The sequence below is a fragment of the Streptomyces sp. 12E genome (genome assembly GCF_055633275.1).
Window position 1 is genome coordinate 2,371,661 of sequence record NZ_JBVNCJ010000001.1, and the last position, 12,850, is coordinate 2,384,510.

Genomic DNA, 12,850 nt, shown 5'->3' on the forward strand with positions numbered 1-12,850 from the left:
CCATGCCCGAGCTCAACCACGGCCGACGCGTGCTGGTGCTCGCGATCTGCTGCATGAGTCTGCTGATCGTGAGCCTGGACAACACGGTCCTCAACGTCGCCCTGCCCGCCCTCCAGAGGGACTTCCACGCGAGTACCCCGGGTCTGCAGTGGACCATCGACGCGTACACGCTCGTCCTGGCCTCCCTGCTGATGCTCGCGGGCTCCACGGCCGACCGGATCGGCCGCAGACGGGTGTTCATGACGGGCCTGGTGGTCTTCACCCTCGGCTCGGTGCTGTGCTCCCTGGCCCCGGACCTGTCCTGGCTGGTCGTGTTCCGGGCGGTGCAGGCGGTGGGCGGCTCGATGCTCAACCCGGTCGCCATGTCGATCATCACCAACACCTTCACCGACCCCCGCGAGCAGGCCCGCGCGATCGGCGCGTGGGGCGCGGTCGTCGGCATCTCGATGGCCGCGGGACCGCTGGTCGGCGGGCTGCTGGTGGAGTCGGTCGGCTGGCGCTCCATCTTCTGGATCAACCTGCCGGTGGGCCTGGCCGCGCTGCTGCTCACCCGGCGCTTCGTCCCGGAGTCCCGCGCCCCGAAGGCCCGCCGACCGGACCCGGTCGGCCAGCTCCTGGTGATCGTCCTGTTCGGCTCCCTGACGTACGCGATCATCGAGGCCCCGCACGCATCCCTCTCCGTGACCGCCCCCTTCGCCGCCGTCGCGCTGATCGCCCTGCTCGCCCTGCTGCGCTACGAGTCCCGCCGCCGCGATCCCCTCATCGACCTGCGCTTCTTCCGCTCCGCTCCGTTCAGCGGGGCCACGGTGACAGCCGTGAGCGCGTTCGCCGCGCTCGGCGGCTTCCTGTTCCTGTCCACGCTGTACCTGCAGAACGTACGGGGCCTGAGCGCCCTGGACGCGGGGCTGTGGATGCTCCCGATGGCCGTCCCGACCTTCCTGTGCGCCCCGCTCTCCGGCCGGCTGGTCGGCAGCCGGGGTCCGCGCCTGCCGCTGCTGATCGCGGGGACCGCGATGACGGTGAGCGGACTCCTCTTCGCCCTCTTCGAGGCCGAGACGTCGAACCCGACCCTCTTCCTCGGCTACGTCCTGTTCGGCGTCGGCTTCGGCTTCGTCAACGCCCCGATCACGAACACGGCCGTCTCCGGCATGCCGACCGCCCAGGCGGGGGTGGCCTCGGCGGTCGCCTCCACCAGCCGGCAGCTTGGCCAGGCGCTGGGGGTGGCGGTGATCGGCGCGGTGCTGGCGGCGGGGGTGGGCTCGTCGTCGTACGCGCAGACGTTCGTGACGGCGGCGCGGCCGGGCTGGTGGATCCTCGCGGGGTGCGGCCTCGCGGTGCTGGCCGTGGGCGCGCTGACATCGGGCCGCTGGGCCCGCGGGACCGCCGAACGCACGGCAGAACGCCTGGAGTCGACGGAGATGCGCCGGAACGCGGGCGTGAGCGCCTGAGACCGCTGTCCGCCGTCCGCGGGCGCGCCCGCACGACTGCCGGCGCCGAACGCGGGGCAGTAGAACGGCTACCACCGTCCCCGGCCTCCGGAGGAGCCATGCCGCAGATCGACACGAGCAAGGTCAGCCGCTGGGACCTGCACGGCCGCGAGTACGTCGTCCACGTCCAACGCAGCGGCATACAGCGGACGATCCGGTGTGCCACCTGCGGCTGGCGCAGCGGCGCCCGGTTCCTGCCGTGGCTCAAGGCACAGGAGCACCTGACACGGGCGCACCAGGCGACGGTGGACCCGTCGAACCGGCGGGTGCCGAACGCGAGGCCCCCGGTACCGGACCACTGAACGGTCCGGTACCGGGGGCCTCGGCAGGGCCCGCGAAGCGACTAGGCGCCGATCAGACGGGCCGCCAGGTACCCCTCGATCTGGTCGAGGGAGACGCGCTCCTGCTTCATGGTGTCGCGCTCGCGCACGGTCACCGCGTTGTCGTCCAGCGTGTCGAAGTCGACGGTGACGCAGAACGGCGTACCGATCTCGTCCTGGCGGCGGTAGCGGCGGCCGATGGCGCCGGCGTCGTCGAACTCGATGTTCCAGTTCTGCCGCAGCGCCTGCGCCAGCCCCTTCGCCTTCGGCGACAGCTCGGCGTTGCGGGACAGCGGGAGCACGGCCACCTTCACCGGGGCGAGGCGGTGGTCGAGCCGCAGCACGGTCCGCTTCTCCATCTTGCCCTTGGCGTTGGGCGCCTCGTCCTCGACGTAGGCGTCGAGCAGGAAGGCGAGCATCGCCCGGCCGACACCGGCCGCCGGCTCGATGACGTACGGCGTCCAGCGCTCGCCGGCCTCCTGGTCGTAGTAGGCGAGGTCCTGGCCGGAGGCCTTGGAGTGGGCGCCGAGGTCGTAGTCGGTGCGGTTGGCGACGCCCTCCAGCTCGCCCCACTCGCTGCCGCCGAACTGGAAGCGGTACTCGATGTCAGCGGTGCGCTTGGAGTAGTGGGAGAGCTTCTCCTTCGGGTGCTCGTACCACCGCATGTTCTCCTCGCGCAGGCCGAGACCGGTGTACCAGTTCCAGCGCTGCTCCATCCAGTACTCCTGCCACTTCTCGTCCTCGCCCGGCTTGACGAAGAACTCCATCTCCATCTGCTCGAACTCGCGGGTGCGGAAGATGAAGTTGCCGGGCGTGATCTCGTTGCGGAAGGACTTGCCCATCTGGGCGATGCCGAACGGCGGCTTCTTGCGCGAAGCGGTCTGCACCTGGGCGAAGTTGGTGAAGATGCCCTGGGCGGTCTCGGGGCGCAGGTAGGCGATGGAGCCGGAGTCCTGCGTCGGGCCGAGGTGGGTGGAGAGCAGGCCCGAGAACTGCTTGGGCTCGGTGAAGGTGCCCTTGTTGCCGCAGTTGGGGCAGCTGAGGTCGGCGAGGCCGTTCTCCGGGGCGCGGCCCTTCTTCTCCTCGTAGGCCTCCTCCAGGTGGTCCGCGCGGAACCGCTTGTGGCAGGAGGTGCACTCGGTCAGCGGGTCCGTGAAGGTCGCGACGTGGCCGGACGCCACCCACACGTCCGGGGCCAGGATCACGGACGAGTCGATGCCGACCACGTCCTCGCGCGAGGTGACCATGTAGCGCCACCACTGGCGCTTCAGGTTCTCCTTGAGCTCGACACCCAGCGGTCCATAATCCCAGGCGGCACGCTGGCCGCCGTAGATCTCACTGCAGGGGAATACGAAGCCACGGCGCTTGCTCAGGCTGACGATGGTGTCGATCTTGTCGGCGGCCACGGTGCTCTCTTCATTACGACGACGGGCGACGAAGCGAGATTGCTTCCAGCGAAGCCCTCAGGCTACCGGCGCGGCCTGCCCCGCGACCAATTCGGTGCCCCTTACAGCGCCCCCACGTGCTTTGTTGACAACGGTTTCCATATTTGTTGAAAATGAGAGTCATGAACGTACGACGACACTACATATCCACGGCCGCGCTGGCCGCGGCCACCGCCCTCGGTCTCGGCACCCTGACCGCCTGCTCCTCCGACAGCGCCGCCGAGGGCAACACCGACAAGTTCGACGTCGTCGCCTCGTTCTACCCGATGGCCTTCCTCGCCGAGCAGATCGGCGGCGAGCACGTCAGCGTCACCAGTCTCACCGAGCCCGGCCAGGAGCCGCACGACCTGGAGATCAGCGCCAAGCAGACCGCGCAGCTCGAGGAGTCCGACGCGGCGCTCTACCTCAAGGGCCTCCAGCCCACCGTCGACGAGGCCATCGGCCAGTCCCCGGTCGCCACGAAGATCGACGCGGCGACCCTGACGACCCTGGAGGAGCACGGCGCCGAGGCCGGCGGGCACGAACACGAGGAGGAGCACGCCGAGGAGGAGCACGGCCACGACCACGCCGAGGAGGAGCACGGCCACGCCGAGGAGGAGCACGGCCACGAGCACGAGGGCGGCAAGGACCCCCACGTCTGGCTCGACCCGGTCAAGTACGCCGAGGTGGCCGAGGGCGTCGGCAAGGCCTTCGAGAAGGCCGATCCGGACCACGCCGCCGACTACCGGAAGAACACCGCGGCCCTGGTCGGCAAGCTGAACGACCTCGACGAGAAGTTCGAGACCGGCCTCGCGGACCGGAAGAACAGCGTCTTCATCACCACGCACTCCGCCTTCGGCTACCTCGCCGAGCGCTACGGCCTGACCGAGGAGGCCATCAGCGGCCTGGACCCCGAGTCCGAGCCCAGCGCGGCGCGCGTGAAGGAACTCCAGAAGACGGCGAAGGCCGACGGCGTCACCACCGTCTTCTACGAGACCCTCGTCAGCGACAAGACCGCCAAGACCCTCGCCGGCGACACCGGGCTCAGGACGGACGTCCTCGACCCGCTCGAGGGCATCACCGACGCCTCCCGCGGCGACGACTACTTCCAGGTCATGGAAGCCAACCTCAAGGCCCTGCAGACGGCCCTGGGAACCAAGTGACCCACGAACCACCGGAGGACGGCATGACCGAGCCCGTCATCTCCCTGCACGGCGTCCGCGCCGAGCTGGGCTCGCGCCCCGTCCTGCGCGGCATCGACCTCGCCGTGCGCCGCGGCGAGGTCGTCGCCCTGCTCGGCGCCAACGGCTCCGGCAAGTCGACGGCCGTGCGCAGCGTCATCGGCCAGGTACCGGTCAGCGCCGGGGAGATCGAGCTGTTCGGCACCCCGCGGCGCCGGTTCCGCGACTGGGCGCGCGTGGGCTACGTCCCGCAGCGCACCACCGCCGCCGGCGGCGTGCCCGCCACGGTCACCGAGGTCGTCTCCTCGGGCCGCCTGGCCCGCACCCGCTTCGGCCTCTTCCGCAGGGCCGACCACGAGGCCGTGCGCCACGCCCTGGACCTCGTCGGCATGGCGGACCGCGCCAAGGACTCCGTCGACGCCCTCTCCGGCGGCCAGCACCAGCGGGTCCTGATCGCCCGCGCCCTCGCCGCCGCCCCCGAACTGCTGATCATGGACGAGCCGATGGCGGGCGTCGACCTGGCCAGCCAGGAGGTCCTCGCCGAGACGCTGAAGGGCCAGGTGGCCCGGGGCGCCACGGTCCTCCTCGTCCTGCACGAACTGGGCCCGCTGGAGCCCCTGATCGACCGGGCGGTCGTCCTCCGCGACGGCTGCGTCCTGCACGACGGCCCGCCCCCGAAGGCCGTCGGCCAGCACGCGCTGCCCGGCCACGACCACGTCCACCCGCACGCGCCCGCGGGCGCCGAACCGATCCGCACGGGACTGCTGAGCTGATGGAGATCCTCGACTACGCCTTCATGCAGCGGGCCCTGCTCGCCGCCGTCCTGGTCGGCATCACCGCCCCCGCCGTCGGCATCTACCTGGTCCAGCGCCGCCAGGCCCTCATGGGCGACGGCATCGGCCACGTGGCCATGACCGGCGTCGGCCTCGGCTTCCTGCTCAGCTGGTCCCCGATCTGGATGGCGACGCTCGTCTCCGTCCTCGGCGCCGTCTTCATGGAACTGGTCCGCTGGTACGCCAGGACCCGCGGCGACATCGCCCTCGCGATGCTCTTCTACGGCGGCATGGCCGGCGGCGTCATGTTCATCAACCTCGCCCCCGGCGGCTCCACCACCAACCTCTCCTCGTTCCTCTTCGGCTCCCTGTCCACGGTCTCCGAGTCCGACGTCACCGCGATCTGCCTGCTGGCCGCGTTCGTCGTCCTGATCACCGTCGGTCTGCGCCGGCAGCTGTTCGCGGTCAGCCAGGACGAGGAGTTCGCCCGTGTGACGGGCCTGCCGGTGCGGTTCCTCAACCTGCTCACGGCGGTCACGGCCGCGGTCACGGTCTCCGTCGCGATGCGCGTGGTCGGCCTGCTGCTGGTGAGCGCGCTCATGGTGGTGCCCGTCGCGGCGGCCCAGCAGCTCACCCGCAGTTTCGCCGCGACCTTCGCCGTCGCCGTCGCGATCGGCGTGAGCGTGACCATCGGCGGCACGGTCACCTCGTACTACCAGGACGTGCCGCCCGGCGCGACGATCGTGCTGCTGACCATCGCCGCGTTCATCGCGCTGACCGCGCTGGCCGCCCCGCTGGCCCGCCGCCGCGCCCGGGCGCTGGCCGCGGCCCGACCCGGCGGCGACCCCGCCGAGTGCGCCGTTCCGGCCGGCCGCAAGGCCGCCGACGAGGTCGGCGCCTGACCGCCCTCCGCCCGGACTGGCACAATGGCCCGGGCATAGGCCAGATGTGAGGAGGCAATCCGGTGACGACCGCAGGACCACCCGTGAAGGGCCGCTCCACCCGGCAGCGCGCCGCGGTGGCGGCTTGCCTCCAGGAGGTCGACGAGTTCCGCAGCGCGCAGGAACTCCACGACATGCTCAAGCACAAGGGCGACTCGGTCGGGCTCACCACGGTCTACCGCACGCTCCAGTCCCTCGCCGACGCCGGCGAGGTCGACGTCCTGCGCACCGCCGACGGCGAGTCCGTCTACCGCCGCTGTTCCACCGGCGACCACCACCACCACCTGGTCTGCCGCAGCTGCGGCAAGGCGGTGGAGGTGGAGGGCCCGGCGGTGGAGAAGTGGGCGGAGGCCATCGCGGCGGAACACGGCTACGTCAACGTGGCCCACACGGTGGAAATCTTCGGCACGTGCGCGGAGTGCGCGGGGGCGGCGAAGGGCTGAGCCCTTCGCCGCCTTCCGGCTCCGGGAGCGTCAAGCGCCCGACGGGTCGCGTGCGGACAGGCCCTCGGACGGTCGGCGGGGGCGTGCGCCGTGCGGTCACGGCTCACGCCCGTCACACCGAGGTCACCGCCGTCCGAGAACCGGGTCGGTCCGGTCCGCTCCGGTCAGAGGACGTTCAGGACCTTGGTGACGCCGGCACCCGCCGGACGGGTCAGCTGGAAGTTCACCACCTTGGTCTCCTCCAGTCCGTCCTCGGTGCTCGTGCACGTGAGCGTGGCGGTCGCGTTGTCGCCCGCACCCGCGCTCACCGGGTTGAGGGACAGCTGCGAGTAGAGGGCCCGGGGCGTGGCCGCGTTGATCGCCGTGCTGTTGGACGCCCGGGTCGACTGGACCGACAGTGAGGTCGGCACGAACTGGTCGCCGAAGCTGGCGCAGCTGACGGTTCCCCTGAGGACCACCGTCGGGTTCTGCGGGTTGGCCGAGGCTGCCGTGGCACCGGCCACCGGGAAGGCCAGTGCCAGCGCGAACACGCTCGCCATGGCTCCCTTGGACATCTTCCTCTTCCTCGCGTTCGTGAAGCGAACGGCCATGACAGCCTCCAAGCGTGGATGACGAAGGGGTGCGAGGATCGCACCGGGAGGACTCGGCTTCGGCCTGCCGTCCCGTCCCCCGGGCCTCGGACGACCCTCGTTTTCCACCATTGCGCAGCTCTTCCCCGAGTGCAAAAGATGGCTCCGGGCCAGGCTGAACGATGAACGGTCAAGCACCTGAGGGTTTCGTCCGGCGTGGCGCCGGATGGTTGCCGGAGCACACAAGCCACTGGTGATCGGGTCCATTTGACCGCACCGGGCCGGCGGCCGGGGCCGTCGCGGGAGGCCCTGGCCCCTCCCCGGGGGTGCCCCCCTGCTCCCCTCCCCGGCAAGCCTGTTGACGCCTCCCGAGCCCACCGGGGCTCCCTGCCGACGAGATTGGCAGGGAGCGGGCGTCACGCCCGCCCGAAACAACGCTCCGGCGGACGCGGGCGGCGGACCGGCCGGCCGTCAGGACTCCGTCGCGCGGCCCTTCATCGCCGCCTCCATGGCGGCCAGTTCCTCGTTGGGGACGGCGCCGCCGAAGCGGCGGTCGCGGGAGGCGTACTCGACGCAGGCCCGCCACAGGTCGCGGCGGTCGAAGTCGGGCCAGAGCACGTCCTGGAAGACCATCTCGGCGTAGGCGCTCTGCCAGAGGAGGTAGTTGGAGGTGCGCTGCTCACCGCTGGGCCGCAGGAAGAGGTCCACGTCCGGCATGTCCGGGTAGTACATGTACCGCTGCAGCGTCTTCTCGTCGACCTTCGACGGGTCGAGCCGCCCGGCCCGCACGTCCTCCGCCAGCGCCTGCGCCGCGTCCGCGATCTCCGCCCGCCCGCCGTAGTTCATGCAGAAGTACAGCGTCAGCCGGTCGTTGTCCTTCGTCTGCTCCTGGGCGACCTGCAGCTCCTTGGCCACCGACTTCCACAGCTTGGGCATCCGCCCGACCCACCGCACCCGGACCCCCAGCTCGTCGAGCTGGTCGCGGGACTTGCGGATGAAGTCCCGGTTGAAGTTCATCAGGAAGCGCACCTCGTCCGGCGAGCGCTTCCAGTTCTCGGTGGAGAAGGCGTACAGCGAGATCGCGCCGACCCCCATCTCGATCCCGCCCTGGAGCACGTCCAGCACCCGCTCGGCGCCGACCTTGTGCCCCTCGGTGCGCGGCAGCCCCCGCGCCTTCGCCCACCGCCCGTTGCCGTCCATGACGATCGCCACGTGCTTCGGGATCAGTTCCCCGGGAAGCTTCGGAGGCCGCGCGCCGGACGGGTGCGGTTCCGGCGTCCTGTACTCCCGGCGCTGACGCCCCAGGAACCCGCGTACGGCCATGTGTCTCTCGTCTCCTCGTGCTTACTTCTCGACGTACCTCAGCGAGCGCAGTCCGCGCTCCAGGTGCCAGTGCAGGTAGGCGGACACCAGCCCGCTCCCCTCCCGGACGTACCGCGCCTCGCACGCGTCCGCGGTCTCCCAGTCTCCCGCAAGCAGCGCGCCGAGGAGTCCGAGGGCCTGCGGTGAGGGTACGACGCTGCCGGGCACCCGGCAGTCGGCGCAGACGGAACCGCCGGACGCGACCGAGAAGAACCGGTTCGGCCCGGGCATGCCGCACTTCGCGCAGTCGGTGAAGCTGGGCGCGTACCCGTTGACGGCGAGGGAGCGCAGCAGGAAGGCGTCGAGGACGAGGTGCGGGGCGTGCTCACCCCGGGCGAGTGTCCGCAGGGCCCCGACCAGCAGCAGGTACTGCTGCACCGCCGGCTCGCCCTCGTGGTCGGTGAACCGCTCGGCGGTCTCCAGCATGGCGGTGCCCGCGGTGTACCGCGCGTAGTCCGTGACGATCCCGCCGCCGTACGGCGCTATCGTCTCGCTCTGCGTGCACAGGGGCAGACCGCGGCCGATCAGCTCGCTCCCCCTGGAGAAGAACTGCACGTCCACGTGCGAGAACGGTTCGAGGCGCGCGCCGAACTTCGACTTCGTCCGGCGCACGCCCCTCGCCACCGCGCGTACCCGCCCGTGACCGCGCGTGAGCAGGGTGATGATCCGGTCCGCCTCACCCAGCTTCTGGGTGCGCAGCACGATGCCGTCGTCGCGGAACAGGCTCATGGATCCATTCTCCCGTACGCGGACGGCGCCCCCGACGCCCGTCCGCCCGGGGTCTCAGATCTGGTTCAGGCCGCCGTCGACGTACAGGCTCGACCCGGTCACGAAGCTGCTCTGCCCGGAGGCGAGGAAGGCCACGGCGGCGGCGATCTCCTCCGGACGTCCGAGCCGGCCCAGCGGCACCTTCGCGGCCATGTCCCGCTTGAGGCCCTCGGCCTGTTCCGCGTCGGGGGCGAGCCCCGTCAGGCCGGGGGTGCCGGTCGGGCCGGGCGTGATGGCGTCGCCCCGGACGCCCCGCCCCTTGAGCTCGTTGGCCCAGGTCCGGGAGACGGGGAGCGTCTCGGTGCGTACCGGTCCCGTCACCCCGCGTCAGGGGAGTTCCCCCCGGCTGCGCGCATTGACGTAGGCGGTCGCCGCGCGCAGGCGCTCGGCCGGGGTCGCGCGCCGTACGGCACCGGGGTCGGCGTCCCACTCCCGGCCGCCGCCGTACGGCCTCAGCTGGACGTAGGGCCCCTCATGCCCCATGACCACGCCGACCCGCTCGGTCCGGGTGTCCACGACATGCGCGCCGACGGGCAACTTCACCGCACCACCGCCGCCGCGATCCGCCGCGCGGTCTCCACGGAACACCGCCCCAGTTCCACGAGCGGACAGGGCGCCTCCCGCGCGAGACTCACCGGGTCCAGCCCCAGTGACGGCAGGGAAATTCCGGCCTTCTCGAACGCCGCCCGCAATTCCTTCACCACATCCTCCGCTTCTTCGACGCAGAGCGCCGAGTGCTGTGCCTTCACGCTGTTCCCCTTCCTTTTCGGCTTTCACTCTTCGTACCCCGAGGGTGACCTTCCGTCCCTACCCTCGGGAGGGGGTCTTGCTCTACAAGTGCGAGTCAGCACAAGGGGATTGGTTATGGCCAATGGTTCACGTCAGGCGGCGTGGGAGTTCTTCGGCGCGGAACTGAAGCGGCGGCGCGAGGACGCGGGGTTCACGCAGGTGGAACTGGGTGCGCGGGTGTTCGTGTCCGGCGGCTACATCGGCCAGTTCGAACAGGCGATTCGCAAGCCGCAATTGGACGTGGCCCAGCGGATCGACGACACGCTGCAAACCGACGGTATTTTCGAGCGGCTGTGGCGCAAGCTCATCAAGGACCAGAGCTATACGGAGTACTTTGCACACGCCGCCGAACTGGAGCGACTGGCGACGGAAATCTGCGAGTACGCGCCGACCGTGGTTCCTGGGCTGCTGCAAACACGTGAGTACGCGCAGGCGATGTTCCTGGCGGGCAACCCGTTCGCCGCCGACGAGTACATCGAGGAACTGATCAAGGGGCGCATGGAGCGGACACGGGTCCTCAAGGACGCTGCACGGCCCGTGTATTGGGTGGTACTGCACGAGACGGTGCTGCGCGTCCCCGTGGGCGGACCGACGATCATGGCGCACCAACTGGACCACCTCGCGGCCATGGCGCGTCAGCGCAAGGTGCTGCTCCAAGTGCTCCCGTTCTCCGCAGGAGCGCACCCCGCCATGGGCAAGCAGATGAAGCTCATGGAGTTCGAGGACGCACCGCCGACCGTCTATACAGAAGGCGTGCTTTCGGGAAGCCTGCTGGACGAACCGGCGCTGGTGAAGCGAGTCCGGGCGTCCTACGATCACATCAGGGCCGCCGCGCTGTCGCCGGAGGCGTCCCTGCCTCTGATCGAGTCGGCAGCGGAGGACTTCAGACGATGCGCGAGTTCGACCTGAGCAACGCCCGCTGGCGCAAGAGCACGTACAGCGGCGGCGACGGCGGCGAGGATTGCGTCGAGGTCGCCCACTACTTCCCCGGCGCGGCCCACTGGCGCAGGAGTTCCTACAGCGACGGCAACGGAGGCGAGTGCGTCGAGGTCGCCGACGGACTCTCCGGCGTCGTACCCGTCCGGGACAGCAAGCTGGCCGACGGACCGGTGGTCGTCGTCGGGTCGGCCGCCTGGACGGACTTCATACGCGCCGTCGGGGCCACCGGCGAGCGCGCCCTGGGGTAAACCCCCGCAGCAACACGGCCGTTGGCCGGATGGGGGGCGGGGCGAGTTGCCACGAGGCTCGTACGCATGTCACCGACCACGCGCAGCCTCGCCCTCACCGCCGTGCCCGCCGCCCTCCTCGTCACCCTGCTCCCGCCCCTGACCGCCGGCGCCGCCGTCCCCGGCCCCGCACCTCGCCCGTCCCTCACCTGGGGACCCTGCGCGGGCGCGCCCGGCGCCGACCCCCGTCAGGAGTGCGCCACCCTCCAGGTCCCCATGGACCACGCCGACCCGGACGGTCCGCAGATCTCCCTCGCCGTCTCCCGCATACCCGCCGAGAGCCCCGCCTCCCGCCGCGGCGCCCTCTTCCTCATCCCCGGCGGACCGGGCGGCTCCAGCCTCGGCGACCCCTCCGGCAAGGGGCAGAAGCTGCCCCAGAAGGTCCGCGACCAGTACGACCTGATCGGATTCGCACCCCGCGGCGTCTCCCCCTCCACCTCCGTCGACTGCGGACTGGACCGTGCCGACCTCGCCACCTCCAAGCTGCGCCCCTGGCCCGCCCCCGACGGCTCGATCGACGAGAACATCACCACCGCCGAGCGCATCGCGGCCACCTGCGTCCGCAACGCCGGTGAGCTGATCCGCCACCTCAGCACGCGCGACAACGCCCGCGACCTCGACCGCCTCCGGGCCGCGCTCGGCGAACGGAAGATCTCCGCGTGGGGTGTCTCCTACGGGACGTACGTCGGAGCCGTCTACAGTCAGATGTTCCCGCACCGCACGGACCGGATCGTGCTGGACAGCAACGACGACCCCGACCCCACCCGCGTGGCCCGCGCCTGGCTCGCCGGGCACGAGCAGGGTGTCGAGGACACGTTCCCGCACTTCGCGGCGTGGGCGTCGGCGCCCGGCAACCCGGACCGGGTCGCGGACACGGCCGCCGAGGTCCGTCCGCTGTTCCTGCGGCTCGCCGCCCGCCTCGACCGCGAACCGATCCCCTGGCCCGGCGCCAACCCCGAGGAGCTGAACGGCAACGTCCTGCGCCAGACCATGCTAGACAGCCTCTACCGGCCCAGCCGTTACCCGGCCCTCGCCAAGCTGATGCGGGCCGCCCGGCAGGGCACCGTACCGCCCGCGCCGGCCGCCCCGCCCGAGCCGGTGCTGCAGAACGTCACCGCCGTCGGGGCCGGGACGCTCTGCAACGACGTGACCTGGCCCCGGTCGGCCGCCACGTACCGGAAGGAGGTCGCCGAGAGCCGGGCGAAGTTCCCGCTCACCGCCGGCATGCCCCGCAACGCGATGCCGTGCGCCGCCTGGCCGTACGAGCCCCGCGAGGCGCCCGTACGGATCACCGACCGGGGGCCGTCCAACGTCCTCATGATCCAGAACGAACGGGACGTCGCCACCCCGTTCGACGGCGCCCTGAAGCTCCGCGAGGCGTTCGGCCGCCGCGCCGTCATGGTCACCGTGGACTCCACCGGCCACGACGCCTACCTGGCCCACGGCAACGAGTGCGGCGACCGCACGGTCTCCCACTACCTGACCACCGGCGAGCGCCCCCGGCGGGACGCGTACTGCCGCCAGGACCGGGACGGGGTCCCCCGCTCGGCTTGACCCTCACGCGGCG

The 12,850-nt window shown here is 71.2% G+C and carries 16 protein-coding genes; 9 read left to right on the top strand and 7 right to left on the bottom strand.

What is annotated here, in order from left to right; translation table 11 throughout:
* Positions 1-2 precede the first annotated feature (2 nt).
* Both ACZ8ZB_RS11150 and ACZ8ZB_RS11155 read left to right on the top strand, forming a co-directional pair.
* Positions 3-1,448 carry an MFS transporter gene (locus tag ACZ8ZB_RS11150; protein ID WP_470737553.1) on the top strand — a complete coding sequence of 482 codons (1,446 nt, stop codon included), beginning with the start codon at positions 3-5 and terminating at the stop codon, positions 1,446-1,448.
* A 98-nt stretch (positions 1,449-1,546) separates the two neighbouring features.
* Positions 1,547-1,789 (top strand): hypothetical protein, encoded by a 243-nt coding sequence (locus ACZ8ZB_RS11155; RefSeq protein ID WP_470737554.1) that lies wholly within the window; start codon positions 1,547-1,549, stop codon positions 1,787-1,789.
* A gap of 41 nt (positions 1,790-1,830) precedes the next feature.
* Here ACZ8ZB_RS11155 and ACZ8ZB_RS11160 read toward each other — a convergent pair whose 3' ends face one another.
* A complete protein-coding gene (locus tag ACZ8ZB_RS11160) occupies positions 1,831-3,213 on the bottom strand; it encodes a glycine--tRNA ligase (RefSeq protein WP_470737555.1) in 1,383 nt (460 codons plus the stop codon).
* A gap of 161 nt (positions 3,214-3,374) precedes the next feature.
* Between ACZ8ZB_RS11160 and ACZ8ZB_RS11165 the strand changes: the two genes are divergently transcribed.
* From ACZ8ZB_RS11165 to ACZ8ZB_RS11180, 4 genes are all read left to right on the top strand, one after another.
* Positions 3,375-4,394 (top strand): metal ABC transporter substrate-binding protein, encoded by a 1,020-nt coding sequence (locus ACZ8ZB_RS11165; RefSeq protein WP_470737556.1) that lies wholly within the window; start codon positions 3,375-3,377, stop codon positions 4,392-4,394.
* 23 nt (positions 4,395-4,417) lie between these two features.
* Positions 4,418-5,185 carry a metal ABC transporter ATP-binding protein gene (locus tag ACZ8ZB_RS11170; protein ID WP_470737557.1) on the top strand — a complete coding sequence of 256 codons (768 nt, stop codon included), beginning with the start codon at positions 4,418-4,420 and terminating at the stop codon, positions 5,183-5,185.
* Positions 5,185-6,087 (top strand): metal ABC transporter permease, encoded by a 903-nt coding sequence (locus ACZ8ZB_RS11175; RefSeq protein ID WP_470737558.1) that lies wholly within the window; start codon positions 5,185-5,187, stop codon positions 6,085-6,087. Before ACZ8ZB_RS11170 ends, ACZ8ZB_RS11175 begins: the two co-directional genes overlap by 1 nt.
* Positions 6,088-6,149: 62 nt before the next feature.
* Complete coding sequence (locus ACZ8ZB_RS11180; protein WP_470737559.1) at positions 6,150-6,569, top strand: Fur family transcriptional regulator; 420 nt, start codon at positions 6,150-6,152, stop codon at positions 6,567-6,569.
* 164 nt (positions 6,570-6,733) lie between these two features.
* Here the strand turns inward: ACZ8ZB_RS11180 and ACZ8ZB_RS11185 are convergent, their stop codons facing one another.
* The 6 genes from ACZ8ZB_RS11185 to ACZ8ZB_RS11210 all read right to left on the bottom strand — a co-directional run bounded on the left by ACZ8ZB_RS11185 (position 6,734) and on the right by ACZ8ZB_RS11210 (position 10,017).
* Positions 6,734-7,123, bottom strand: coding sequence for a hypothetical protein (locus ACZ8ZB_RS11185; RefSeq protein ID WP_470737560.1), 390 nt, complete (start codon positions 7,121-7,123; stop codon positions 6,734-6,736).
* A 486-nt stretch (positions 7,124-7,609) separates the two neighbouring features.
* On the bottom strand, positions 7,610-8,461 hold the full coding sequence (locus ACZ8ZB_RS11190) for an isoprenyl transferase (RefSeq protein ID WP_470737561.1): 852 nt from the start codon (positions 8,459-8,461) through the stop codon (positions 7,610-7,612).
* Between the two features lie 21 nt (positions 8,462-8,482).
* Positions 8,483-9,229 carry a DNA repair protein RecO gene (gene recO / locus ACZ8ZB_RS11195; RefSeq protein ID WP_470737562.1) on the bottom strand — a complete coding sequence of 249 codons (747 nt, stop codon included), beginning with the start codon at positions 9,227-9,229 and terminating at the stop codon, positions 8,483-8,485.
* A 54-nt stretch (positions 9,230-9,283) separates the two neighbouring features.
* Positions 9,284-9,589, bottom strand: coding sequence for an SDR family NAD(P)-dependent oxidoreductase (locus ACZ8ZB_RS11200; protein ID WP_470737563.1), 306 nt, complete (start codon positions 9,587-9,589; stop codon positions 9,284-9,286).
* A gap of 6 nt (positions 9,590-9,595) precedes the next feature.
* Positions 9,596-9,811 carry a hypothetical protein gene (locus tag ACZ8ZB_RS11205; RefSeq protein ID WP_470737564.1) on the bottom strand — a complete coding sequence of 72 codons (216 nt, stop codon included), beginning with the start codon at positions 9,809-9,811 and terminating at the stop codon, positions 9,596-9,598.
* Positions 9,808-10,017 carry a hypothetical protein gene (locus ACZ8ZB_RS11210; RefSeq protein WP_470737565.1) on the bottom strand — a complete coding sequence of 70 codons (210 nt, stop codon included), beginning with the start codon at positions 10,015-10,017 and terminating at the stop codon, positions 9,808-9,810. The genes ACZ8ZB_RS11205 and ACZ8ZB_RS11210 overlap by 4 nt, the downstream gene beginning before the upstream one ends.
* A gap of 115 nt (positions 10,018-10,132) precedes the next feature.
* Between ACZ8ZB_RS11210 and ACZ8ZB_RS11215 the strand changes: the two genes are divergently transcribed.
* From ACZ8ZB_RS11215 to ACZ8ZB_RS11225, 3 genes are all read left to right on the top strand, one after another.
* The gene (locus ACZ8ZB_RS11215; protein WP_470737566.1) at positions 10,133-10,966 is read left to right on the top strand and encodes a helix-turn-helix domain-containing protein; all 834 of its coding nucleotides are present in this window, start codon (positions 10,133-10,135) and stop codon (positions 10,964-10,966) included.
* On the top strand, positions 10,948-11,244 hold the full coding sequence (locus ACZ8ZB_RS11220; protein WP_470737567.1) for a DUF397 domain-containing protein: 297 nt from the start codon (positions 10,948-10,950) through the stop codon (positions 11,242-11,244). The genes ACZ8ZB_RS11215 and ACZ8ZB_RS11220 overlap by 19 nt, the downstream gene beginning before the upstream one ends.
* A 66-nt stretch (positions 11,245-11,310) precedes the next feature.
* Positions 11,311-12,837 carry an alpha/beta hydrolase gene (locus ACZ8ZB_RS11225; RefSeq protein ID WP_470737568.1) on the top strand — a complete coding sequence of 509 codons (1,527 nt, stop codon included), beginning with the start codon at positions 11,311-11,313 and terminating at the stop codon, positions 12,835-12,837.
* Positions 12,838-12,850: the final 13 nt, after the last annotated feature.